Annotated in this window: 20 protein-coding genes and 1 pseudogene; 11 read left to right on the top strand and 10 right to left on the bottom strand. The window is 59.4% G+C overall.

Annotation, left to right across the window (positions count from 1 at the left end; all coding sequences use genetic code 11):
* Positions 1-7: 7 nt before the first annotated feature.
* The 7 genes from H490_RS19195 to H490_RS33040 all read left to right on the top strand — a co-directional run bounded on the left by H490_RS19195 (position 8) and on the right by H490_RS33040 (position 6,768).
* The gene (locus H490_RS19195) at positions 8-1,165 is read left to right on the top strand and encodes a mandelate racemase/muconate lactonizing enzyme family protein (protein WP_017883036.1); all 1,158 of its coding nucleotides are present in this window, start codon (positions 8-10) and stop codon (positions 1,163-1,165) included.
* Between the two features lie 15 nt (positions 1,166-1,180).
* Positions 1,181-2,089, top strand: a complete 909-nt coding sequence (locus H490_RS19190; RefSeq protein WP_017883035.1) for a 2-dehydro-3-deoxygalactonokinase — start codon at positions 1,181-1,183, stop codon at positions 2,087-2,089.
* Positions 2,079-2,699, top strand: coding sequence for a 2-dehydro-3-deoxy-6-phosphogalactonate aldolase (locus tag H490_RS31610; RefSeq protein ID WP_202950817.1), 621 nt, complete (start codon positions 2,079-2,081; stop codon positions 2,697-2,699). The genes H490_RS19190 and H490_RS31610 overlap by 11 nt, the downstream gene beginning before the upstream one ends.
* Positions 2,700-2,824: 125 nt before the next feature.
* Positions 2,825-3,781 carry a C-terminal binding protein gene (locus tag H490_RS19185; RefSeq protein WP_017883034.1) on the top strand — a complete coding sequence of 319 codons (957 nt, stop codon included), beginning with the start codon at positions 2,825-2,827 and terminating at the stop codon, positions 3,779-3,781.
* Entirely contained in the window at positions 3,778-4,842 is a 1,065-nt protein-coding gene (locus H490_RS31605; RefSeq protein WP_081611593.1) for a zinc-dependent alcohol dehydrogenase, read from the top strand. Before H490_RS19185 ends, H490_RS31605 begins: the two co-directional genes overlap by 4 nt.
* Positions 4,835-5,602, top strand: a complete 768-nt coding sequence (locus H490_RS31600) for an SDR family oxidoreductase (protein WP_081611592.1) — start codon at positions 4,835-4,837, stop codon at positions 5,600-5,602. The genes H490_RS31605 and H490_RS31600 overlap by 8 nt, the downstream gene beginning before the upstream one ends.
* Before the next feature lie 251 nt (positions 5,603-5,853).
* Complete coding sequence (locus tag H490_RS33040; protein WP_081611591.1) at positions 5,854-6,768, top strand: AraC family transcriptional regulator; 915 nt, start codon at positions 5,854-5,856, stop codon at positions 6,766-6,768.
* A gap of 206 nt (positions 6,769-6,974) precedes the next feature.
* Here the strand turns inward: H490_RS33040 and H490_RS19180 are convergent, their stop codons facing one another.
* Together H490_RS19180 and H490_RS31590 are read right to left on the bottom strand one after the other, a co-directional pair.
* Positions 6,975-7,751 carry an SDR family NAD(P)-dependent oxidoreductase gene (locus H490_RS19180; RefSeq protein ID WP_031289654.1) on the bottom strand — a complete coding sequence of 259 codons (777 nt, stop codon included), beginning with the start codon at positions 7,749-7,751 and terminating at the stop codon, positions 6,975-6,977.
* Positions 7,752-8,642 carry an aldo/keto reductase gene (locus H490_RS31590; RefSeq protein ID WP_081611590.1) on the bottom strand — a complete coding sequence of 297 codons (891 nt, stop codon included), beginning with the start codon at positions 8,640-8,642 and terminating at the stop codon, positions 7,752-7,754.
* A gap of 620 nt (positions 8,643-9,262) precedes the next feature.
* Here H490_RS31590 and H490_RS31585 point away from each other — a divergent pair.
* Positions 9,263-9,850, top strand: a complete 588-nt coding sequence (locus tag H490_RS31585) for a DUF1349 domain-containing protein (protein ID WP_081611589.1) — start codon at positions 9,263-9,265, stop codon at positions 9,848-9,850.
* A gap of 271 nt (positions 9,851-10,121) precedes the next feature.
* Here H490_RS31585 and H490_RS19175 read toward each other — a convergent pair whose 3' ends face one another.
* Positions 10,122-10,889: an ATP-binding protein gene (locus H490_RS19175; RefSeq protein ID WP_017883032.1), complete on the bottom strand. Its 768-nt coding sequence runs from the start codon at positions 10,887-10,889 to the stop codon at positions 10,122-10,124.
* A gap of 3 nt (positions 10,890-10,892) precedes the next feature.
* Positions 10,893-12,494, bottom strand: coding sequence for an IS21 family transposase (gene istA, locus H490_RS19170; RefSeq protein ID WP_238560288.1), 1,602 nt, complete (start codon positions 12,492-12,494; stop codon positions 10,893-10,895).
* Between the two features lie 506 nt (positions 12,495-13,000).
* On the opposite strand from istA, the gene H490_RS19165 reads away from it, so the two are divergent.
* The 3 genes from H490_RS19165 (at position 13,001) to H490_RS19160 (ending at position 16,252) form a co-directional block, all read left to right on the top strand.
* A complete protein-coding gene (locus H490_RS19165; RefSeq protein WP_152424172.1) occupies positions 13,001-14,149 on the top strand; it encodes a sugar ABC transporter substrate-binding protein in 1,149 nt (382 codons plus the stop codon).
* Between the two features lie 94 nt (positions 14,150-14,243).
* Positions 14,244-15,029, top strand: a complete 786-nt coding sequence (locus tag H490_RS31580) for an ATP-binding cassette domain-containing protein (protein WP_081611587.1) — start codon at positions 14,244-14,246, stop codon at positions 15,027-15,029.
* A gap of 119 nt (positions 15,030-15,148) precedes the next feature.
* Entirely contained in the window at positions 15,149-16,252 is a 1,104-nt protein-coding gene (locus H490_RS19160; protein ID WP_017883029.1) for a sugar ABC transporter permease, read from the top strand.
* 114 nt (positions 16,253-16,366) lie between these two features.
* Here the strand turns inward: H490_RS19160 and H490_RS31300 are convergent, their stop codons facing one another.
* The 6 genes and pseudogenes from H490_RS31300 to H490_RS30995 form a co-directional block, all read right to left on the bottom strand.
* Positions 16,367-16,939 (bottom strand): IclR family transcriptional regulator, encoded by a 573-nt coding sequence (locus H490_RS31300; RefSeq protein WP_152424170.1) that lies wholly within the window; start codon positions 16,937-16,939, stop codon positions 16,367-16,369.
* Positions 16,940-16,978: 39 nt separating this feature from the next.
* Positions 16,979-17,101 (bottom strand): annotated as a pseudogene (locus H490_RS33035) (helix-turn-helix domain-containing protein); the annotation flags it as partial.
* Positions 17,102-18,109: 1,008 nt separating this feature from the next.
* On the bottom strand, positions 18,110-18,601 hold the full coding sequence (locus H490_RS33030; protein ID WP_416371686.1) for a hypothetical protein: 492 nt from the start codon (positions 18,599-18,601) through the stop codon (positions 18,110-18,112).
* Between the two features lie 32 nt (positions 18,602-18,633).
* Positions 18,634-19,053 carry a hypothetical protein gene (locus H490_RS31950; protein WP_152424169.1) on the bottom strand — a complete coding sequence of 140 codons (420 nt, stop codon included), beginning with the start codon at positions 19,051-19,053 and terminating at the stop codon, positions 18,634-18,636.
* 285 nt (positions 19,054-19,338) lie between these two features.
* Positions 19,339-20,382: a DNA-processing protein DprA gene (locus H490_RS19150; protein WP_017883026.1), complete on the bottom strand. Its 1,044-nt coding sequence runs from the start codon at positions 20,380-20,382 to the stop codon at positions 19,339-19,341.
* Between the two features lie 69 nt (positions 20,383-20,451).
* Positions 20,452-22,035: a ParB/RepB/Spo0J family partition protein gene (locus tag H490_RS30995; protein WP_017883025.1), complete on the bottom strand. Its 1,584-nt coding sequence runs from the start codon at positions 22,033-22,035 to the stop codon at positions 20,452-20,454.
* Between the last annotated feature and the right edge of the window lie 356 nt (positions 22,036-22,391).

Genomic DNA, 22,391 nt, shown 5'->3' with positions numbered 1-22,391 from the left:
TCATCACATGAAAATCACCAGTGTTAAGAGCCGCATCCTTTCTTACGATCTCGACGAGGAGCTGGGCTACTCACAGCAGTATTACAACCGCCGTACGGCGCATCTGGTCGAAGTCCGCACTGACGACGGTCTCGTCGGCTGGGGTGAATGTTTTGGTGCTGGCAACTTTGCCTTGGGCAACAAGGCAATCGTCGAGCAGGTTCTCGCGCCGTTGTTTATCGGCCAGGACCCACTGGACCGCGAGGTTCTGTGGCACCGCGCCTACAAGATGATGCGCGACCATGGTCAGAAAGGCATGCCGCTGGAGTCCCTCTCCGGCATCGATATTGCCCTCTGGGACATTGCTGGCAAGGCAGCAGGTCTCCCATTGCACAAGCTGCTTGGTGGCGCGTTCCGCACCGAACTTCCGGTGTACGGCTACGGCATGATGCTCAAACGCGGCGAAGATCTTCCCCAGCGTTTCCACGATGAGGCGCTGGAGCTGAAGGACCGTGGGTATGCGGGTCTGAAGATGAAAGTTGGTATTGGGCCGCGGGAAGACATCAAGCTCGTAGAGGCTGTGCGTGACGCGCTGGGGCCAGATGGCATGCTCATGGTCGATGCGAATCACGCCTACACGGCGACGGAGGCCTTCGTCGTGGGCAAAGCCCTCGGTGACCTCAACGTGGAATGGTTCGAGGAGCCTGTAGCTCCTGAAGACCGTGACGGCTATCGCTTCCTCACTTCCAAGCTGGATGTGAAGATCGCCGGCGGCGAGGTTGAGTTCTCCCGATGGGGATGGCGCGACCTCTTGGAAGGGCGTGGCGTCGACATTGCTCAGCCTGAAGTTTGCGCCGTCGGAGGCGTCAGCGAGTATCTGAAGGTCCTCACCTTGGCACACACGAACTTCATCCCAGTGATCAACCATGTCTGGGGATCAGGGATCGCGATCGCCACAAACTTGCATCTGCTGGCGGCAATGCCGGATCTGCCTGGCGCAATGAGTGCCGTACAGCCCATGCTCGAGTGCGACACCACTCCGCACTTGTTCCAAGACGAGATCCTCACCGAACCGCTGGACGTGCATGGGCAAGTCGCAAGACGAGGGACAGCGCGCGTGCCTGACAAGCCCGGGATCGGCGTCGAGATCGATCTCGACGCTATCAAGCGGTTTGAGATTTCGTGAGGAAGGGCAGGGGCCATGAGCTTCGTCGGCGTTGACTGGGGCACCAGCTCGCTCCGCGCTTACCTGATCGATGACACGGGTGCGATTCTCGACCAACGCTCCGGGCGCGACGGGATATCCAAGACCTCTGGACAGTGGGAGCAGACCCTGCTGCGTTACATCGGCGACTGGGTCGATACCGGAGTTCACGATGTCGTCCTATCAGGGATGATCACTAGCCGCCAGGGGTGGGTCGAGACCCCGTATGTGTCCCTCCCGGCCGACGCGATGCGTATCGCCGAGGAGATGGTGCACCGTCGAGTTGCTGGGCTCGACCTCTGGTTCGCGCCAGGCCTGGCATTCGAGCGCGACGCTTCAACAGTGGATGTGATTCGCGGCGAGGAAACTCAGATACTTGGCCAACTCGCTGAGGACAGCTCCGGCACCTCCCTGATCATCCTCCCCGGCAGCCATTCAAAATGGGTGCTCATCGATGGCGGCACAGTGACCTGGTTCTCAACCTTCTTGACCGGGGAACTGTTCAATGCGATCGCCGAGCATACTCTGTTGCGGACGACACTGAGCGACAAATCTAGCAAGAAGGCATTCGTCGAAGGTGTGACGCTGGGATCAGCATCGGAAACCGGCGAGGGAGGCATACTGCACAAGCTCTTCTCCCTGCGGGTGCGCGCTCTTGACAATCCCAATGGGGCGGTCTCAAAGGACCTCCTCGCCGGGCTTATCCTCGGTACGGAGATTCGTGAGGCCACCCAACAGCTAGCAAGGTTGCCGAGCGCCTATGTGATCGGTAATTCCGTCCTTGCTCGGCAGTACATCACAGCGATGGAGACTAGCGGTCTCGCTGTCGAACTCGGCAACGAGGATGCAGCAGCAGCCGGACTCTTCAAACTTTTCCAAGATCGGAAGGTACCCAGTGGACTTTGAAACCGCTTTTGCAGAACTACCCCTTGTGGCCATCCTGCGCGGCCTCACCCCAGTCGATGCCCTTGAGGTCGCAGAAGGGCTCATTAGCACCGGATTTCGCGCGATCGAGGTACCGCTGAACTCCCCAGATCCGCTACGCAGCATCCACGATATCGCTGCAGCGTTTGGCGAAACGATCGCAATAGGTGCGGGGACGGTATATACCAGCGACGAGGTTCGTGCCGTGCAGCAAGCAGGCGGGACCTTCATTGTTTCCCCGCACCTTTCGCCCGAGGTTATGTCCGCCGCGAATGAACTGGGTATGCAGACGTGCCCCGGTGCTCAGACAATGACCGAGATCACCAACGCAACTGCAGCCGGCGCAACTGTCGTCAAGCTCTTCCCCTCTCAAGTGCTCTCGCTCGGCGCGTTCAAGGCGATGATCGAGGTCACCCCGCCAACCACAAGGCTGGTCCCAGTTGGTGGAATTGATGTCACCAATATTGGCGAATACAAGCGAGCTGGCGCCGCCGGAATCGGTTTGGGTTCGTCAATCTACAAGGCCGGTCGATCCGCCGACGAAGTCGTCCGACGCGGCAACGACCTCGTTCATGCCTGGAATGCGGCGTAACCCGCCCATTCAGTGCTTCTGGTTCTTGCCGAAATCGCTACCCAAACATGACATGCGAAGTTACCCATAGCTAGCCAGCTTCGATTTGAGAACTTATCCGCAGCGCCCCCAAGAGGAGAACGACCGTGCACACCATCGTCATCACCGACGCAGATTATGAATCACTCGAACCTGAGTTCGATGAGGCCCGATCCGCTGGGGTGCAGCTTGAGGTCCGCTCATGCCGCACCGAGGACGACGTCATCCGGGCCGGACAGAGTGCTGATGCACTCATCGTTCAGTACGCCCCGATCACTGCCCGCGTGCTCGATGCGTTGCCGAACGTACGAGCAATCGGAAGGTATGGCGTCGGTCTCGACATGATCGACCTCGAGGCTGCCGCCGCTCGCGGTGTGCAAGTTCGTGGAGTACCTGACTACGGCGTGGAGGAGGTCAGCGATCACGCAATCGCACTGACTCTGGCAACGGTTCGGGGTATCGCACAGTTGGACAGGGCAATGCGGCTTGGGGAGTACGACGTAACCGCCGTAAAGCCTCTCTATCGCATCCAGGGTCGAACGTTCGTCGTGCTGGGCCTAGGCCGTATCGGTGCGGCCACCGCTCGGAAAGCACTTGGCCTCGGCTACCACGTCAGAGCTCACGACCCCAACATCTCAAGTAGTACCTTGCAGGGTCCGCTCGCAGGCATCGAGCTGGTTTCTTTCGACGAAGCCATAGAGTCCGCACACGTGCTATCGCTTCACCTTCCGCTAAGCGCGGATACAGCCCACCTGATCGATGCGGCCGTACTGAAACGAATGCGCTCAGACTCAGTTCTGGTTAACACCTGCCGCGGAGGCGTCGTCGACACCGATGCGCTTGTGACGGCGCTGAGTGATCGAACGATCGCAGGAGCTGGCATCGATGTCTTCGAGGAGGAGCCTGTGCCCGCCGCGCACCCACTGCTCGCCCTCGACAACGTCGTGCTCACACCGCATGCCGCATGGTACTCCGAACAGTCGTTCGAGACGCTCAAACGACGCACGGTGCAGAACACCATTAGCGCTCTCCGTGAGGTCCTCCAGGAAGAGGTAACGGCATGAACCCGATCATCGGTCAAACTGGCACAAGTACCCTTCCGAGTACGATGCGCGCCGCAGTTTGGTACGGGCCGGGAGATGTGCGAGTGGCCGATGCCCCGACGCCCATACGCGAAACAGGTGAGACGCTGATCCAGGTCGAACGTGTTGGACTCTGCGGAACCGACATTGGAATCGTCGGCGGGACACATCCACGGGCTCAGGCCCCCCTCATCTTCGGCCACGAGATAGTCGGGCGAGTCGCTGAGTCTGACGACCCGCGATTGCCCGTCGGCACTCGTGTTGTCCCAGAACCGCTGATCAGTTGTGGCCGGTGCCGCGCCTGCCGCACTGGAGATGCACACGTGTGCCGACAATTGACCATGTACGGCATTGACCAGCCTGGCGGACTGGCGAGATACGCCTCTTTCCCCTCAGAGTTGCTTCATGTCGTTCCTGCTCATCTGGCACCAGAGATTGCGGTGCTTGCCGAACCTCTCGCCGTTGCTCTGCATTCTGTTGCCGACATAGATGAGCGTAGTGGGGTCGTTGCGGTCGTTGGCGGTGGACCGATCGGCCTACTGACAGCTATTGCGGCCCGGGCCCGCGGCCTCGGAGAGGTGATCATTGCCGAACCTAATGAGAGCCGACGACAGACGGCTCAATCCTTGGGATTCACTAGTGTTGAATCTACTGACGACCTACACTCGCTACTTCTCGACCGCACAGGCGGGGAGGGAGCCGATGTCACGTTCGACTGCGCTGGGCACCCGTCTGTTGCCCTTGAGTTGAGCGCACTAACGCGGGTACGTGGCGTCATTGTCCTGGTCGCTGTGTACAAGAAGCCCGCAGCCCTCGATCTCCGGGCTATTAACTTCGCTGAACAGCGTCTGCTCGGCACTCGAGTTTACCGTTCAGCCGATATCGACGAGGCCATCGACTTGCTTGCGAGCGCGAGCGTCGACTGGACCAATTTCGGAGTAGTCGAGTTCGCCTTGGCGGATGTGGAGAATGCAATCAACGCCGCATCGACCGGATCCGTTGGAACAAAGATCATTGTGGACTGCGGAGGCAACGATGACTAAGACCTTGAATCTTCCATACCAACTGATTGGTTCAGAAGCGCTTGTCACTGGTGGCAATACCGGTCTCGGCGCAGGAGTCACAGCCGGACTTCTACAGGCCGGGGCGAACGTGACAGTCCTGAGCCGATCCGCGCCTGGAGCCGAGCTCTACCAGGCTGCCGATTCGGTGAGGAGCACCCTGCGTCATATCGCCGTTGACCTCTCCGATGCTGAACAGACCAGGCGCGAACTCGACAAGTTGCTCCTAGAACGCGAAGTGCACATTCTCGTCAATAACGCTGGCGTTCAACGCCGCTACCCTGCTGAGGAATTTCCCATGGCAGAGTTCGACGCTGTGCTGGATGTCAATCTACGTGCCGTATTTCAGGTCTCTCAGCTCGTCGCCCAACAGATGCTGAAGCGTGGAAGCGGGCGCATAATTTCGATTGCGTCGCTTCTCAGCTATCAAGGAGGGATCAACGTTGCGGCGTACGCAGCAAGCAAAGGTGCGGTTGCTCAACTCACAAAGGCGCTATCCAACGAATGGTCGGGGCGCGGCGTGAACGTCAACGCTATCGCACCTGGCTACATGGATACCGCCCTCAACGAACAGCTGATCTCGGATCCCGTCAGATCAAGGCAGATTTCCGAAAGGATCCCTATCGGCCGTTGGGGGCAATCAGAAGACGTAGCTGGAGCGGCGTGCTTTCTGGCCTCGACTGCAGCAGACTACGTCACTGGGATCGTCCTGCCCGTCGACGGAGGATGGCTCGCCCGTTAGTACTCAGTATGCCTGCCCTCCTGCGTTGGTTTTTTCGCTGGGGCCAGTGTGAACCGCGTCAGACACGCAGGAATCCAGGCGGTAAGCGGCACCGGTAGGGCTAGCTGCTGCGGGCGATGCTGCTGGCATGTGACAAATTGCTTGGACGGCCGGGCGCAAAGCGTGAAAGAGCTCTAGATGTACTTCCACCTATCTCTTAAGTGGTCACCAGACGAGAAGTGGCGGCGCTGACCTAGCCGCTACTATCCACCATGTCGCTGCCCTCCTACGTCCCACTAATGCGAATGCCCAACCCTGTCGAAGCGTTCGAAGCGGGTATCTCGACCGGGGTGCCGGACTTTCTCGTGACTAGTTTCAAGGCAACACTGATTCGGGAGGGGTCGGCGTTGATAGAAGGCAACTTTTCACCGATGACCGTTTCTGCTGGTGATTTGGTACTAATGCGGCCAGGCACGCGATGCTCGAGCGTGTCGATCAGCCCATTGGAGATCGCAGCACTGCACATACACCCATCATTTCTCGTCGATCAAGTGCGATGGGCGAGACCATCTGAGCACCGCGCAAAACGGGTCATATATCAGAGCCTCTTGGGCCGCTCTCATAGGCCGCGGCGGATAGGGCTTGCCGAGCCAGATTTCTTTCGTCTATCTGAGCTGTTCGGACAGCTGGTGCACCTCTCGGAGAGACCTCCTGCGTTGGGGAGGATGATCACCCGGTCAACGGAATTGATCTGGGAGATCGAAGACCTGCTCCAGATTTCTCGTTCTGCGGCTGCTCGCTTGGAGCTCGCTCGAAAGGTGCCTTCGGCGCGGGAGGAAGTGTTGATCGCAGTTGAGGCCATGCATGAGCGGTACGCCTCGGATCTGTCAATAGGCACTCTGGCTCGAGAAGTATCTCTTTCTGAGTCAGCTTTCCGACGTGCCATTTCGGCGGCCACCGGTCTTTCGCCCCGCGCGTATCTGCATCGAATCCGGCTCCTTCGATTCGAGCAACTCGTCGCGGACACAGATCTGCCCCTTGCTGAGATAACGCGTTTGGTAGGTTGGTCTTCGACCTCATATGCGCGCACTGTGTTCGCCCGCTCGCAGGGGATATCCCCGAGCGCATTCCGCGCCGAAGCCCAGCTTGCGCGTCAGGCCGACTGGCTTCACGAACTCGGGAGATGAACCGAACTGCAGAGGAATCGAAAGAAGTTTCAGTCTGCGGAGTTCAGCTTCATTCGTAAATAGCCGGCTGTGTCTGACGTGACGAAAATGACAAAAAGAAAGGAAAGTGGCGAGACATAGTGGGCAACTATGTCTCGCCACGTTGTGTCCGGAACTCCGCAGTTTGAGCACACATTCTGCTTCAAGGAGACCCGTCAGCTAGGCGTCTACCACAATGTGTATCCCGCGTCAGCCATGACGATAGATCCCGTCATAAGGCTGGCAGCGTCACTAGCAAGGAAGAGGACCACAGAAGCAATTTCATCTGGTTGACCGACTCGCCCCATTGGCGTCATATCTAGCCAAACTTCTGCCATCTCTGGGTTCTCGGTCATGCCGAAAGCCGTGAGCTTCGTCTCAATGTATGTCGGGGCCACGCAGTTGACGCGTACGCCCTCCGCCGCCCATTCTGCCGCTAGCGACTTCGTCAGGTGGTGGACGCCCGCCTTGGAGATGTTATAGGGACTATGGTCCTGCGGGATATTGCTGATAACCCCAGACATCGAGCCGATGTTGACGATTGACCCAGTTCCGCGCTTCAGCATTGCGGCGCCGAAGCTTCGACTGCACCAGAAAACGCCGTTGAGGTTGACGTCCAGAACCTTTAGGTAGAGTTCGTCAGGTGTGCTTTCGGCCCCGATGAACGCCGGCGAGATTGCTGCATTGTTCACGAGAATGTCAACCGCGCCGACTTCACTTTCGATCTGAGCAGCCATGTCGGCCACCGCAGTTGAGTTCGTGACGTCGAGAACTCTCGCTTCATACTCGTAGCCCAGTTCAGTCATTCGTTCTGTCGCAGAAGGAATCTGATCTTGATCATTGGTTAGGGCCACGACTCGCGATCCCGCCTCGGCTAAAGCCTCTGCGATGGCGAGCCCGATGCCCTGGGTTCCTCCTGTCACTACCGAGATTTTGCCATCAAGGTTGTACTTTTCGAGATACATTCATACTCCTTTGGATGATGCTGCCGGTCGCGTAAACGAGGCTGCCGGTCGATTTTCACGTGGTGTCGGGGTGTCCCAGCGCGGAGCCCACGGAGCCTCCTCCAGGGAGATGACTCGGTAGTTTTCAGCACGCATGGCCTCGATCTTCTCGACATCTGAATGGGACAACTCAAAGTCGACGATGTCGAAATTGGATTTGATGTTCTTGTAGCTGGTCGACATCGTGATTACCGGAATCCCCTTTTGCAAGATCCATCTGAGCGCTACCTGCGTGCCAGTCTTGCCATAGGCTCGCCCGATCTCTTCGAACTCTGGCCTGCCTGCGATAGCTCCTCGGGCGAGGGAGCAATATGAAGATAGCGGGATGCCCGTTTCTAGGGCGCCAGCCTCCAGCGGCGACTGATCGATGAGCGGATGGAATTCAACTTGATTCACTGCAAGCGGTACCTCCACGGCAGCTGCCGCTGTATGCATCATCTGACGCGTGTAGTTGGAGATACCAATATGCTCAGCAAATCCGCGCTGAAGTGCCTGTTGCAAGTAGTCAAGCGATGGGAGGATATCCTCCCCAATGGGGGGCCAATGCACAAGGAGTACATTTACTCGCTCGACGCGCAATCTTTCGAGACTCTTTTCTACCGAGGAGAGGAACTCTGTCGCGCTTCCGAAATTGGCCGGCATCACCTTGGTCGTTAGGTGCGCCCCATCTGCTTCAGGCCCCACGGAAGCAAGGAAGTCACCAATCACCGACTCATTCTCGTACTCCTGAGCGGTATCAAACGCCCGATACCCCACGGCGTAGGCATCTTCAAGCGCGCTTCGGAGCGTGTCTCCGGTGAGCGGGTAGGTTCCAAAAATACGTTCGTGGCTGCTATCCGTGTAGACGTTCATTGGCGGGTCTCCTTTCCAGGGAGATCGTTAGTTGCTTCTCGAGAAGAGCAGTTCCCGAGGACACCGTAATAAAAAGACTCAGGTCAATCCGAAGACGCATGATGCGTCTCATGCAACAATGTTGATCTAACAGCAACAACCTTAGGGTCCGCGAACGAACATTGTCAATGAATTGCTCCGCCCCGCCTGAGATGGAAGCGCAGGGGCGCCTCGAGTTGCTCATTCGATTTGGCGCACAGCGCGGGCGAGCACCCATGTGCGTGAATATGCAGGTGCTCAAGAGCCCCAGCTGCAGCGGCAGCTACATGACTCCCCCAGACTCGCCCCGTTTGGTTCGGAACGAATCGATCACAGTTTGTTGGCTCGAGCCTCAACCTTTAACCGTCTCAGCTAGAAGTTGGCGAGGAACTCGCACGTTCTACAACATCGCTCGGCGCGGGAGCCTGCCGTTTCCGGCATACGGACCGCTGAATTCCTGTCTAGTGCGAGGTCTCATTCAAGGTGACCTTAATGACCAGATGCGCCTTGTCAGCGTCTAAGGTTGGTGGAGATTTCTCTGACGAAGAGAGACCTTCCAGACTTGCAGTTGACCGTGGGACCAGATAGCGGTGCGTGATCGAATGAGCAGTATTGAGAACATTCAATGGGTGGACGGGACATGGACCCACCCACCAGCACGGATCAGCAAGAGCGACGTCGGTCTATGCATTACCGCGAAAAAAGGAAGTGACGCTTGGCGAAACACCTCTTACGGATTCATACACGACAGTGAGCACGCACTCGTTGTTGAGTTTGCGAACAATACCGCGATGGAAGTTGAGTTCACCGCCAACTTTGCCGAAGAGTTCGACCAAGCAGGAATTTTCATCAAGTCAACACCCGCAAACTGGATCAAGGCGGGTGTTGAGTACGCAGACGGGCAGGCGCAGCTCGGCGCCGTCGTCACCAATCCAAACTCCGATTGGTCACTTGCCCCAGTACCTGACTGGAACCAGCAACGTATTCTGATCCGAGCGAGTCGAGTCGGGGGCGCAATAACCATTCGAGCGTGTATCAATGGAAATGAGCTTCAGCTCGTTCGCGTTATCCCGTTCAGCTCGGATTTAAACGCGCAAGCTGGGCCGTTTGTCTGCGCACCAACCCGGGCAGGGTTGACAGTCCCATTCCACACGTGGCAAGTCGTCGCGCCGGACAGTTCTCTTCACTGACCACGCAACAGCGTTAGTGAAGGATACGGTCGTTGGGGGGGGTCGGCAGCTAACCCTGGCGACTGCCCTACGGAGCACCTTCATGTCCCGAGACGGGGCATATATCTCTAGCGATCGACCGACGTGACACCGTGGGGTCGGGAGCAGTATTCCTTTGCTAGCCCAAAGACGGCCACCATGGCGAGTAGGGGTTTCGGGAAGTGGTAGTCCACCTATCGGGAAGCACGGTTCTGGCGACCGTGAAGCGCCCGGCCGCCAGAACCTCTGACTGCTACTCCCAGTAGCCCTCGCTATGCCTCGCTCGCTCGGCGAGTTCGGCCCGCATATCGACCTCGCCGAGAGTGATCTTCTTGGCGTGGTTCACGAGCCGGTTCACGATTGAGTCCGCAGCGACTTTGTCGGGCAGTACATCAACCCAATAGTCCGGCCCTGACTGCGACGCGATCACGGTCGCGGTCCGGTGCTCCCGGTTTGCGAGGATCGTGAAGAGATCCGCTGCCGCGTCGGGATCGATACCGACGGTCAGGAAGTCATCAATGATGAGCAGGTCCGTGTTCGAGTAGTCGTTCAGCAGGGCCTGATGCTTGATACTGTCTCCTCGGGCGATGACGAGCGCTCGGGCAAGGTCGTCCATGCGGGTGTAGATCACGGTGTGCCCGTTCTGGCAGGCAGCGATACCGAGAGCGCATACGAGATACGTTTTCCCGCCGCCCGACGGCGAGGTCACGATGACGTTCAACGTCTCACTACTCCAGTCATGCGCGGCGTAGCGGCGCATCCTCACTTTCGTGATGCCTCGCCCTTCCCGGTAGTCAATCTCCGCGACCGATGCCTGAGGCAATGGGAACCCGGCTTTCTTGATCAGCCCGGTGACCTGGTTCTCGCGTCGCAACTCGAGGGCGTCGTCTGCGGCAGTGAGGAACAGCTGCTCCGGCGTGAGGTCATCATTTGCTTCGTCGCTGATGAGCGCGGCGAATCTCGTGGCGAGATGAGTGACGCGCAGTTCACGGAACTTCTCGTAATCAGTGCTAGTGAACATGTTTCACTGCTCCCGCTGCGCATCAAGACGACGGTAATAGTCCGCTCCGCGCACCAACGCACCCGCAGGCACCCCTGAGGCGCTGTCGGCGTCGTGTGTTTCTTCGAACCTGACATTGCTCTTCCGAGTAGACGCTGCTGGCCTGGATTTAGCGGGCTTCTTCGTATCGGAATCGATCGCCGCCATCACACGCTTGATCGTCGTGTATGACGGCGTCACCCTGGTGTCGATGATCTGCTGGCAGGCAGCCTCCAACCGCTGCTTGTTGTGTTTGCCGAGCCCGTCGAGCACGTTCCGGCAGTCCAAAAACCCTTGCGCTTCAAGCGTCCGCTGATCGATGAGCTGCTCGATCACGCTCACTGTCGCCGGCCCGTAAGCCTGCGCCCTCCGGATGAACCATTGCCTCGACCAGAGCCCGTCAATGTTTCGGTACTCGTCAGGCAGATGCGCGCCCTCGGTCGAGTACCCACCCTTCCGCCCGGTGAGCCTCACGTGCTCACACACGATCTGCTGCCCATCAAACACCGTCACCCGGCTACTGGTGAGTCTCACCCGGAGGAGCTTCCCAACATGCTCGTGCGGGACCGAGTAGTGCTGCGAATCGCAGGTGACATGCGAGTTCCGTTGCACTTTCACCTCGCGCCAGTCGACCTCTTCGAAGCTGTCGGACGGGAGCGGGCCGAGCAGCCCGGCTTCCTCTTGGCTGAACCGTTCCCACCTCGTCGATCCATCTACCCGGCGAATATCGTGGTTGATCTCCCGCACCCGTTCACCGATCGCAGCGTTGAGGTCATCGAGGCGGGTCCACACGTCTTCGGCGAGGTAGCCAATCACGCGCAGGTTCACGACGTTCACGCCCGACTCGACGGCGGCTTTCTCTTTCGGTGATCTCACGTTCGTGGGCAGCACCGAAGTGCCGTAATGATCAGCGAGCTGCTGATACCTGCCCGTCACCCACCTGACCGTATCCCCACGTTCTCTGCGCTGCGACGCGGTCAACGCGTTATCCGGGATCAAGAGTTGCGGCACCCCGCCATAGAACTCAAACGCTGCAACGTGAGCAGCAAGCCACGACGGCATTCGCATGTCAGTGAACGCCTGACACCAGAGATACCCCGAATACGGGAGCACCGTCACGAACAAGTAGGCCCTCGTTACCTCACCGGTGACCTCGTCGACGAGATCGATCGTGTCGCCAGCCCAGTCGATGAACATCGTCTTCCCTGGCTCATGATGGAGCACCGCCGTCAAATCATGCGACTGCACATACCTGTTGAACAGTGCGCAATACTGCGAATACCCATACTTCCGCAGGCTCGACGGTCTTGACGTGTACATGCGCCAGCCCTGCAGCAGGGTGTAGTGGCGGTTCTTCTTGAACGACGCCACGACCTTCGCATAGTCAGGGTCGTCATACTCGCTCTTCACCCGGGAACGCCCATCAGGGAACAATTCAGCCAGAGCAGTATCGCTCAGCTGCGCCAGACGATCACTCGTGAGCGCCTCTGCCTTGATCACACGCCTGGCCGCAGCGATACTTTTCGGCGCGCACTCCAGCATGGCGCTGATCTCTCGGTAGCTGCGACTTTCGAGCAGCAGGCTCATGATTCTCCGGTAGTCCGTGTGCAACACGACCACCCCTCTCAAACTCGAAATGGTGGCCGTCACGGACATGACGACCACCACCCAGCCGAGCAGAGATCACCCGAGCACTTCCCGATAGGCAGAACTATGCTTCCCGATAGGTGGACTAGCACTTCCCAATAGAGCTACACGCCACACCATGGGCTACCAAGCGACGGCAAGGCGATTTCGATTCCTCTCAGAAACCTGGCGATCAGTTAGCCCTATAGGCCGACAGCCTGGTCGGTAGATGCAATTCCGTAGCGCTCGAACCTCGTACACCGACCAGCCGAGCTTCATCACAGCGGGTTCATCGGGCCCGGAGGGCGCTTCTCTTCGGCGGTAAGTTGCGCTATTTCACTCGGGCGCGGAGGCGGCGTAGAGACATTGACATATTCGCGACCTTAATTGTAAAGTGTTGCCTACCCCCCAGCAGCGTTGCTGTGACTGCAACATCTATTGATCATCACTGTTTGATAGTCGCGGCCATGGGTGACGTTGATTCAACAAAAACGCGGAGCCCAATTGAGCTACGCATCACATGGAAAGGCCTCAGTTCGATGAAGCACAGAGGAAAGTTGTTCGCAGCGGCGTTAGTGCCACTTGCTCTAGTCATCTCCGGTTGCGGAGCCAATGCTGATGCAGCCGATGGAGAAGAATCATTCAAGTTCGGCTTCATCATGCCGGATCACGGTTCCCCTCGCTACACCCAGTTCGACTATCCGGGCTTCGAGACAGAGATCCTGCGACAGTGCCCTTCGTGCGAGGTTCTTTTTGCGGACTCCAATCATGACCCTTCCGAGCAACAGCGACAGGTAGAGTCGATGCTCACACAGGGTATCGATGTACTGGTCCTTGATCCGGTCGACAGCAAAGGCGCCGCTTCCTTCGTTAACAGCGCAGATCGCGCGGGTGTCCCAGTGATCGCGTACGACCGTACGATCGAGAGTGACAAAGTCTCCTTCGCTGTGGGAGTCAACTGGCCCGAGGTCGGCAAGGTGCAAGCCGAATCACTTGTGGCTGCGCTCGAGGCCAAGGATGTTCCTAAAGACTCCGATGCGGGGATCGCCGTAATTTGGGGTGACCTGCAGTCTGAGGCGGGATTTGGAATGAAGGAGGGCGCCCTTCCAGTTCTCGAAGCTAGCGGATACCCTCTCCTCGGTGAGACCGATACTTGGGACGGGCCGACGGTACAGAGCTTCGTCTCGAGCCAGATCTCCCGGGTTGGAGCGGATCAGATCGTGGGTGTCTTCGCGGCAAATGACGGGAATGCCGGGGCCACGATTGCTGCGTTCCGGAGTAGCGGTTTCGACGGCACTCTGCCGCCGATCACCGGCCTGGACGCTACGTTGGCCGGTGTGCAACAGGTGATCGAGGGCAATCAATACATGACCACCTATACCGACCCGCTTGGCGAAGGTGCCATTGCCGCAGACGTTGCGCTCAAACTCGCCAAGGGTGAGCCAATCGACTACCCGGAGGTCGACGGTGTTCCTACTCAGTTGGTCGAACCCGTTGCCGTAACCGTCGACAAGATTCAATCTGAGCTTATCGATTCAGGTGCTTACACGGCTGAAGACCTCTGCTCCGCTGAGAAGGACCTCGTCGCGGAATGCGAGGCGGCAGGGATCAAATGAGCCGTCCGCTACGCGCGGTACCAAACCTCGTCGGTGACCAGTTGCCACGCAACTGGTCACCGACCATCCGTCAGCTTCGCCAAGGAGAGTCCTTGTGGAAAATGAACCACTACTGCAGTTGAGCAACGTCTTCAAGCGCTACGGCGCTGTTCAGGCGCTTAACAATGTTTCCATTGAACTTCGAAAGGGAGAAGTCACAGCGCTTCTCGGTGACAACGGCGCAGGGAAATCCACCCTAGTCAAGGTGTTGTCAGGTGCGATCTCCCCCGATTCGGGTGACTTCCGGATGAGGGGCGAGAAAGTACATGTCAGCTCACCCGCGGAAGCGCAGGCACATGGAATTGCGACCGTCTACCAGGACCTAGCGCTGTGCGACAATCTCGATGTCGTCGGCAACCTATTTCTCGGCAGGCCAAGGGGCCGATTCGTGCTTGACGAAGAGACAATGGAGAAAGAGTCGTATGCGCTCCTGGAACGACTCGCTGTGCGCCTACCCTCGGCTCGCGTGAAAGTTGCATCAATGTCGGGTGGACAACGGCAAAGCATCGCGATCACCCGCTCACTGTTGGGCGATCCTTCAGTTGTCCTCCTCGATGAGCCGACGGCCGCCCTCGGGGTGTCTCAAACAAAGCAGGTTCTAGATCTCATCCTGCAGTTAAAAGACCATGGCTACGCCGTCGTTCTCATTACACACAATATGTTGGATGCAAAGTCGGTAGCCGACCGAGCAGTCGTGCTTCGGCTCGGACAGAACAACGGCGTCTTCCGAATGAGTGATGTCACTGGTGCTGACCTCGTCGCGGCGATTACCGGTGCTTCGACGCAGGATTCGGACACATCCGCGAAAGATAAGCACGGCGCTGAGAGGCTTTCAAAATGACGTCAGATAGCGGGAATCAGACAACCCTGGAAGTTTCAGGTTCAATAGCCGAGGATCCGACACCCCCGCCTCCGAGGTCACTCAAACAGTTGCTCCGCCGTGACTATGGCGTGCTTCCGATGCTGCTCGGCTTCGTTATTATCGGTGTGATCTTCCAGAGCATGTCACCGACTTTCCTTACTAGTCGGAACCTTGCGAATCTCGGAACTGAAGCCGCGGCAGTCGGCATCATCGCGCTGGGTATGGTGTTTGTCCTGCTTGTAGCTCAGATCGACCTTTCAGTGGGCTCAATGGCCGGAGTATCGTCCGCGATCATTGGCGTATTGATTGTCCAACAAGGATGGTCGCTTGGAATCGCTTTCCTGGTTGTTGTGGCCACTGCGCTGTTGACCGGAGCCACCTATGGGTTCCTGTACGTTCGGTTTCGAGTTGCAAGCTTTGTTAGCAGTATGGCCGGGCTCCTTGTTTTGGCTGGAATCCATCTCCTGCTCCTCAAGGACGGATCCATCAATCTGCCGTACGACAGCCTGCTTGTAGAAGCATCGCAGGACTGGTACTTGCCTGCTTGGCTCTCCTACGGCTTGGTAGCCGTCGGCGTGCTTGTCTGGACTATCTCAACGTTGGCGCGTCGGCACCGGCGCATCGCAATGGGCTTGAAGTCGATTTCACTAGTCTTGGCCATTGTGCGCGCGGTCATCGTGCTGCTCGTACTCGAGCTAGTTGTTTGGTATCTCAACCTCAGTATGGGAGTCAGCTTTCAGTTCACTCTCTTGATCGTGGCTATCCTCGGCGCAAACTTCTTTCTCGTTCGCACTCGCTGGGGACGCGATCTCTATGCCGTCGGCGGTAACGCCGAAGCTGCCCGACGAGCAGGTATCAACACCAGCATGGTCACGATGGGCGCTTTCATGACTTGCTCAGTGTTGGCAGCAATAGGCGGCATGATGATCGCTGGTCGCCTCGCGTCCTCGAGTCTTACGCTTGGCGCCGGCGACCTAAATCTGCAAGCGATTGCAGCTGCGGTGATCGGAGGGACAAGTCTCTTTGGCGGCCGCGGCAACGCGCTGACAGCCTTGCTCGGAGTCATGATTATCACCTCAATCTCAAGCGGATTGAACCTGCTCAGTCTTGGTGCACCGATTCAGAACATCGTCACCGGCACTGTCCTGGTACTCGCAGTCGTGGCAGACGCTGTAGCCAACAAGTCGCGGGAAAGATCTTAGCGATTACAGAAGACTGACCGCCCTGAGCCGGCTTTGGTTTGGGGCGGTTGGTCTTTTCTTCAGAAAGAGCATGAGGCAAGACACCGGTCAGTGACCAGCAATCATGGCTTTGGGTCAAGTAGGAAGCGCGTCGGTGAAGGGCTCCCCGCCGAGATCTCGCGTGATTGCTTCAGCAGCGGCCAGCATCTGCGGGGCGTACGCAATCAGCTCATCCAGCGGGGTGACGGGCGATGCGATGGAGATAGCAGAGACGACGCCGTCCGCTTGTCGGATTGGTGCTGCGATGCAGTGGACCATCGCTTCGTGCTCGGCATCATCGACGACCCAGCCCCGCTCGCGATTCTCATCAGCGTCCAATAAGAATGCGTCGAGATCGCTCAAGGTAGTTTCCGTGAACTGCTCGAACTGCGTGTGCGCCAACAACTCCTTTAGCTCGTCGCGCGGCATAAACGCGCTGATTGCCTTACCGAGGCCGGTGGCATAGATTGGTGCCCTCTTGCCGATCCTCGACCGCATCCGCACTGCGGCAAGCCCATCGATTTTGTCAAGGTAAACGACCGCATCATCATCAATCGTGCCCAAGTGGATCGTGTCGCGTGTGAGATCATGCAAATGTTCCAGATGAGGGCGGGCTATTCCTCGGATTTCGCTAAGCTCAAGTGCTTTTTGCCCCAGTGACAGGAACATAGAACCAGGCCAGTATCGCAATTCACGATCTCGCCGAGCGAATCTTCGCTCTTCGAGCGCTCTCAGCAGGCGCAACGCTGTCGACCGGTGTACCCCGAGAGCGCGCGCTACTTCACTGATGGATTTCGGGCCATCGGTTAGTAGCGTGAGAGCCGCCAGCACCCTATCAAGAGCCTGAGAGCCACTTTCTGCACGATCTGCAGGCACGATGATAAACCTCTTTCCATTGGGGTGGGACTGGTCATAGCTACGCGGATGCCTGCGCCAAGACCGGAGTGGCAGTCTGACTCGACGCTACTGACCGTGGCAAGCATTCCGAGACACCTTGGCTATGCGTCCCAGTAACAGTGTTGCACAGAGTGCGTCGATTGATCTATCAGCCTACGCGTAGGATCGCGACCTCATCGATGCGTCGCCTTCAGCCCACTTCACTCGCCGGTAACCAGTCGGGTGGAAGTTAACGTGTTCGGATGCGCTTGCCCAGCATGTCAACCCAGGGTCTACCCGCGGCCTTTCTCGCCCAACTGCAAGAGGTGTCTAACGGGTTTTGAGAGACGTTGGATCTAGCATCTCGGGCCCCTCGGGCGGTGGGATGAAGCAGAATACGATGCACTGACGGTTGCTCTTCGGACAATGACTTCAGCAGCAATGCAAATGGTCTTGAGAAGGCGCGAGGCGAGAGACAGACGTTCGTCCAGGCAGCGGGGTTCGAACGGTTGCGTTCAACCCGTCTGGCGAAGATGCCTGCACAGACCGTTGGGAAGCGCCCATTGGCGCATCGGGACATCGCATTGCGCCACAAAATGCGCCAAAGAGCAACGCGCCAAACTAGTGCGCCAATCGCACCGCGCAACTTCGGCGCGTCATTCGGCGCATAGGTGGCGGGGCAAGTGCACCGATGACTGCGGTGATTCTTGAAAACGCAGCAGCACCTCGCATCGCTCCGAAACATAGGGTGAGCTCTCAAGGCTGACGAGTTCTCCGCTACCGGGAAAATAGCCAACCGCCTCATAAAACGGGTAGGTACATCGTCCGATTCGGTGTGGCCGCAAGTAGCCGATCGGTTCGCCCTTGAACAACACCTCCCATCGAATCGGATCCTTTCGGAAATTGCGCGGCATTTCTCGTAGTTCGAATCCCTCAGGCAGGTCTCCCTCGGTTGGCCTAGTCTCAAACACAGCACACCCTCCATCCACGATCTTCAACTCGGAGCAGGTCAAAGACGCGAGTCTCGCCGCGGGCAGGACGCGCAGTAAAGCGCCAGCCGATCCGCAGAGTCGGTGGATGAGTGATGAGCGGATGTAGCCACTCCGGTTCGCCCAGAAGCACAGTCGGCTCGTCAATCACCTCCCAGCACTGCCCTTCCCACTCGAGTACGCTCGGGATCTCATGCTCGAACTGGATTGCTACCACGTCATCATCCACTCGCATCCCCACACCTCGCATTCGAACAAACTTTCGAATAGATGGTATGTCGGCGGTCCTTGAGGCGCAAGCCACCGCCCGGAAGGTGGGCCTCTGGTCGGGGTGAGGCGGGCCGAGATACCGTTTTCGAAGCGCTTTTGCCTTCGGCGTNCGCTCGTAGTCGAGCAGCAGGGCCTCGTGGCTCACGTAGAACTCGGTCTGCTTGAGCTCGCTGTGGTCGACTCCGCACGCGTCCATGAAAAACACGTTCGAAAAGCCCCGATCTCCTCTTAGGGTTCGTCGATACCCCAAGGGATATCGGCATACCCCAGCAGGGAGTGGATCATCTCGATTCGGAGCTGGCGGCAAAAGTCGTGAGCTTCGGTTTCTGCCCAATCGACGCTTTCGCAGGTCTGATACTCGTAGCAGGCGATCGCTTTGAGTATCTCGGTGGGGCTTCTCCTACTGGACGGTCCGTGGGTGTAGACCGTTTCAATCTCGTCTTCGTCGTAGCGGTAGTTCACGGATCGCATGTTCTCTGCGAGCAGCATTGCCCCGGTTCGTTCTGCGGTTTCGGGTGTCAGCGTCATTCGGACATTGCTGCCGGCTCCGGCCGACCAGGACAGAGGCCCCCAGCCGTTTGCGGGCGTCGCAAGGCCTGCGTTTACAAGAGCTCGGATGTGGTGAATGCTGACGAGGTAGGCGCTCATGATGACTGCCCCTTTCTGCCGGCCCCGTGTGGGCGTTTCGGCGCCAGGCGGCCACGGGGCGAGCGGCGTCGGAGGCAAGCGACGCGCCGACCTTGGGCGGGCGCGGCGATGGCCGGAGGCGATGCTCGTCCCGTAGCCTGCGAAGCCGAGACGTCTGCACGGGGCCGGTCGGAAAAGGCAGCAGAACCTCCCAATGGCATCGAAGGCCCACCGTAAGGCGCCGATGAGTGAGGAGAGTTTTCGTCTGCCCTCCCGTCGCCGAAGCATGACGACTGGACCTTCGGCCTATCTGGTCAGGCCGCTCGTCCCTTGGTCTCTCGATTGGGCGTTTCCGAAGCTTCGAACGTCCGCCAAGGGAGCCTGACGACGCGCGCTTCGCGCGTCGCGCTGCAGGGCGGGTGGGCGGGATGTCCCCGTCTCGATCAGGCGGCGGACGTCTGCGCCGGAGGTCACGAGCGAAGCTCTGCCGTCTCGAATGAGGAGGTGGGGGCCATTGCTCGTGGCGCTGGTCACGGGGCCCGGAACGGCACCGATCGGACGGTGGAGCGCTTCCGCTGCATCGACGACGAAGAACGTGCTCGAGCGTGAACCCGCTTCGACAACGACGACGGCCGAGGAGATCGCGGCCATGAGCCGGTGTCTCTCCTCGAGGCGGTGCCTGGTAGGCACCATTCCCGGCGGCGTTTCGCTGAGAAGGAGCTGCCCGCTGTGGCCGAGCCGTGACAGGAGTTCGCGGTTGCCCTGAGGGTAGGGACGATCAATTCCTGAAGGAAGCACGGCGATGGTGTGCGTTCGTGCTGCTATCGCGGCCTGATGAGCGGATCGGTCGATGCCGTAAGCGCCGCCGGCGACGATGACGTAGTTTTCATCATCGGCGGCAAGTTCTTGGATGATGGTGTCGGTGGCGTGCTGGCCGTATGAGGTGTTGGCGCGAGCACCAGTGACGGTGAGTCGTTGCTGACGTGGGCGGTCGAGAAGACTCTCGTCTCCTTGCGTCCAGAGCGCGAGCGGTGCTCTGCTTCCCAGATCAGCAATTCCAGAGTTCTGCCAGGCCGGATCGTCCGGGGTGAGCATCGTGAGTCGGTGTTCCTCGCCCAAGGCGATGGCCTGTTGCACAACGTAGGGATTGTGCCGGGCGAGGATTTGGGTGCGCCAGGAGTCGAAGCCGCTGCGAGTGAGGCCTGATGGAACGGTGCCGCGCTGCGCCAGATCGAGGGCACCCGATGGACCGTACCGGGCGACGATTCGGTGGGTGTACTGGTCTCCGATATCGGTGGCGGCGGCCAGCGCGATGCGTGCGGTGAGGTCGTCGGATAGGTCCTGGGTCATGTCGGTGCTCCGTTCGCATGAAAGTGCGGGGGCCGGAAGTTCCGGCCCCCGCATGTCAGGCGGTCGCTGCTATACCGTCACGGTTGCGCCTTCGTCGGGGTGTCCCGCTGACGCGGCCTCGCTCTTGTCGCTCGCCTCATCTGCCGCTTCGGCGGGTGCGCCCTCCTCCTCGGGCGGTTCGCCCTCACCGCTGGCCTTCTTCTGCTCGCGGCTGGTCACGTCGCCCGCGGCGGTACTCGAATCGTCAGCCTCGCTGTTCTCATCGGCGCTGGGCGCTTCCTCCTCCTGGTCGTTCTCCGTGTCGGCCTCGGGTTCGATGCCGATCACGATGTTCTCCACGTCAGAGAGGGGGTATCCCCATCCGGCGAGTGCCCGGAAGTAGTGCTCCATCTCCGCGCCGGGCCTGCGCCAGGTGTGGGTGCCGGTCGCGGCCTCGTGGGCGGCGACGGAGACGGCGAGGAGCGCCATCGTCGTGCGAGCGGGCTGCTTCTCGATGTGCGAGAGGATCGGATTGGGCTGGCCCCACTGGAACTTCGGCAGGCCGAGCAGGTCGCTCGCGAGGGCGTGATGGTCGCTGATGGCGTTGTTGAGGATGCCACGGCCGTCGATGAAGGTGGCGGCGACGAACGCGGTAGCGTTCTTGGGGGCGGTCTTGCGGCTCAGGAAGTTCCGCAGCCAGGTGCGGCGCACGGTTTCTGCCGACTTCCAGAGGCGGTTGTTGGTGATGACGCGGCGGCGTTCGGCCTTCTCTTCGTCGCTCATCGGGAGCGAGGGGGTGCCGTCGGCCTTGCGCTTCTTGAGGCCCCACTTGCGCCAGTCGGTGACGAAGTGCCCGACCTCGATGCCGTTCCAGGCCTGGCGTACGGCGAAGCGGTGGCCGTTCCCGCCGAGGTAGTTGTCCTCGGCGATCGGGGTACCGTCCTTCTTGGTGAGGTCGCGGAACGGGAGGGTGGCCTTGTCGTCGTAGCGGGGCCAGTCGATCTGCTGGAAGCCCTGCTCGGCGTAGGCCTTGATGAGGGCTTCGGCCTCCTCGCGTTCGGCGCGGCGGTCGCGCAGCCGCTGGGCTTCGTGCTCGAACTGTTCGGGATCGTACTGGGCCGTGCGGCGGAGACGCTTCGTGGCCTCGGGGTCGTCCTCGAATTCTGCGATAGCGAGGGCCTGGTCGAGCGTGACCTGATGCTCGATCACCTCCTTCGTGGCGCTCTCGCTCGCGGCTACGGCGAGACCGGCCTTGACGCGCTTGGGCTTCTCGCCCACGGCGCGGGCGATGGCGGTAACGCTCATGCCTTCGAGTTCGAGCTGCCGCCAGGCGGCGACGCGCTCGGTTTCGTCCAAGTCGGCGCGGTGCTCGTTGGCGATGAGCTGCCTCACGATCCGCATGGCGTCGTTGTCGTTCTCGGGCACGATATAGGCGGGCACGTCGTAGCGCTCCGCTTCGATGGCGGCGAGGATGCGGCGCTGCCCGTCCTCGATCCGCACACGGCCTCCGTCTGCGGGGTGCCCGATGACGGGGGCGATGACGCCGTGCCGCTTGACCGATGCGACGAACGGGCGGTCGAGCTTGACGTTCGTGCGGATGTTCGCGTCGATCACGACTTCGCGGGCATCCACGATCTGCAGGGTGACGGCCTGGGCTTCGGTGGTGGTGGACATGGTTTCGTTCCTTCCGGTGAGTAGCGCGCGGGGGCGTCCGAGGTCGGGCACCCTCCAACTCGCAATTGCCTTTCGGCACTCGCCGAAAGACGGGACCGGCGCAGCCGGGTCAAGGCCGCAGAGCAAAAGTTTTCGGCCGAAATAAGCGCAGCGCGGCCGAAAAGTTTTGCGTGCCTTGACGCGGCGAAGCGGTCCCGTATCATCTCGGGGCCGGAAGGCAATCCGAGAGGATTGCCTCAGCCGAGACCAGGTCTCGATGTATCGATCAGGACGTATCGAAGCCTCCGTGTCACGTTGGGCGCTGACAGAGCGTTGGTCAGCGTTCAGAAACCGACGGTGAGCGCGCAGATTCACGC

The organism is Leucobacter sp. UCD-THU, assembly GCF_000349545.1.
GTDB lineage: Bacteria > Actinomycetota > Actinomycetes > Actinomycetales > Microbacteriaceae > Leucobacter > Leucobacter muris.
The sequence above is the reverse complement of the archived record's forward strand: the minus strand, read 5'-3'. Positions and strand labels throughout refer to the sequence as shown.

What these genes read in the sequence shown, in the direction of transcription:
- H490_RS19195 (WP_017883036.1), top strand. Translation starts at nt 8, where the DNA reads ATGAAAATCACCAGTGTTAAGAGCCGCATCCTTTCTTACGATCTCGAC.
- H490_RS19190 (WP_017883035.1), top strand. Translation starts at nt 1,181, where the DNA reads ATGAGCTTCGTCGGCGTTGACTGGGGCACCAGCTCGCTCCGCGCTTAC.
- H490_RS31605 (WP_081611593.1), top strand. Translation starts at nt 3,778, where the DNA reads ATGAACCCGATCATCGGTCAAACTGGCACAAGTACCCTTCCGAGTACG.
- H490_RS31600 (WP_081611592.1), top strand. Translation starts at nt 4,835, where the DNA reads ATGACTAAGACCTTGAATCTTCCATACCAACTGATTGGTTCAGAAGCG.
- H490_RS33040 (WP_081611591.1), top strand. Translation starts at nt 5,854, where the DNA reads ATGTCGCTGCCCTCCTACGTCCCACTAATGCGAATGCCCAACCCTGTC.
- H490_RS19180 (WP_031289654.1), bottom strand. Translation starts at nt 7,751, where the DNA reads ATGTATCTCGAAAAGTACAACCTTGATGGCAAAATCTCGGTAGTGACA.
- H490_RS31590 (WP_081611590.1), bottom strand. Translation starts at nt 8,642, where the DNA reads ATGAACGTCTACACGGATAGCAGCCACGAACGTATTTTTGGAACCTAC.
- H490_RS31585 (WP_081611589.1), top strand. Translation starts at nt 9,263, where the DNA reads ATGAGCAGTATTGAGAACATTCAATGGGTGGACGGGACATGGACCCAC.
- H490_RS19175 (WP_017883032.1), bottom strand. Translation starts at nt 10,889, where the DNA reads ATGTTCACTAGCACTGATTACGAGAAGTTCCGTGAACTGCGCGTCACT.
- istA (WP_238560288.1), bottom strand. Translation starts at nt 12,494, where the DNA reads ATGAGCCTGCTGCTCGAAAGTCGCAGCTACCGAGAGATCAGCGCCATG.
- H490_RS19165 (WP_152424172.1), top strand. Translation starts at nt 13,001, where the DNA reads ATGGGTGACGTTGATTCAACAAAAACGCGGAGCCCAATTGAGCTACGC.
- H490_RS19160 (WP_017883029.1), top strand. Translation starts at nt 15,149, where the DNA reads ATGCTGCTCGGCTTCGTTATTATCGGTGTGATCTTCCAGAGCATGTCA.
- H490_RS31300 (WP_152424170.1), bottom strand. Translation starts at nt 16,939, where the DNA reads ATGTTCCTGTCACTGGGGCAAAAAGCACTTGAGCTTAGCGAAATCCGA.
- H490_RS31950 (WP_152424169.1), bottom strand. Translation starts at nt 19,053, where the DNA reads ATGAGCGCCTACCTCGTCAGCATTCACCACATCCGAGCTCTTGTAAAC.
- H490_RS19150 (WP_017883026.1), bottom strand. Translation starts at nt 20,382, where the DNA reads ATGACCCAGGACCTATCCGACGACCTCACCGCACGCATCGCGCTGGCC.
- H490_RS30995 (WP_017883025.1), bottom strand. Translation starts at nt 22,035, where the DNA reads ATGTCCACCACCACCGAAGCCCAGGCCGTCACCCTGCAGATCGTGGAT.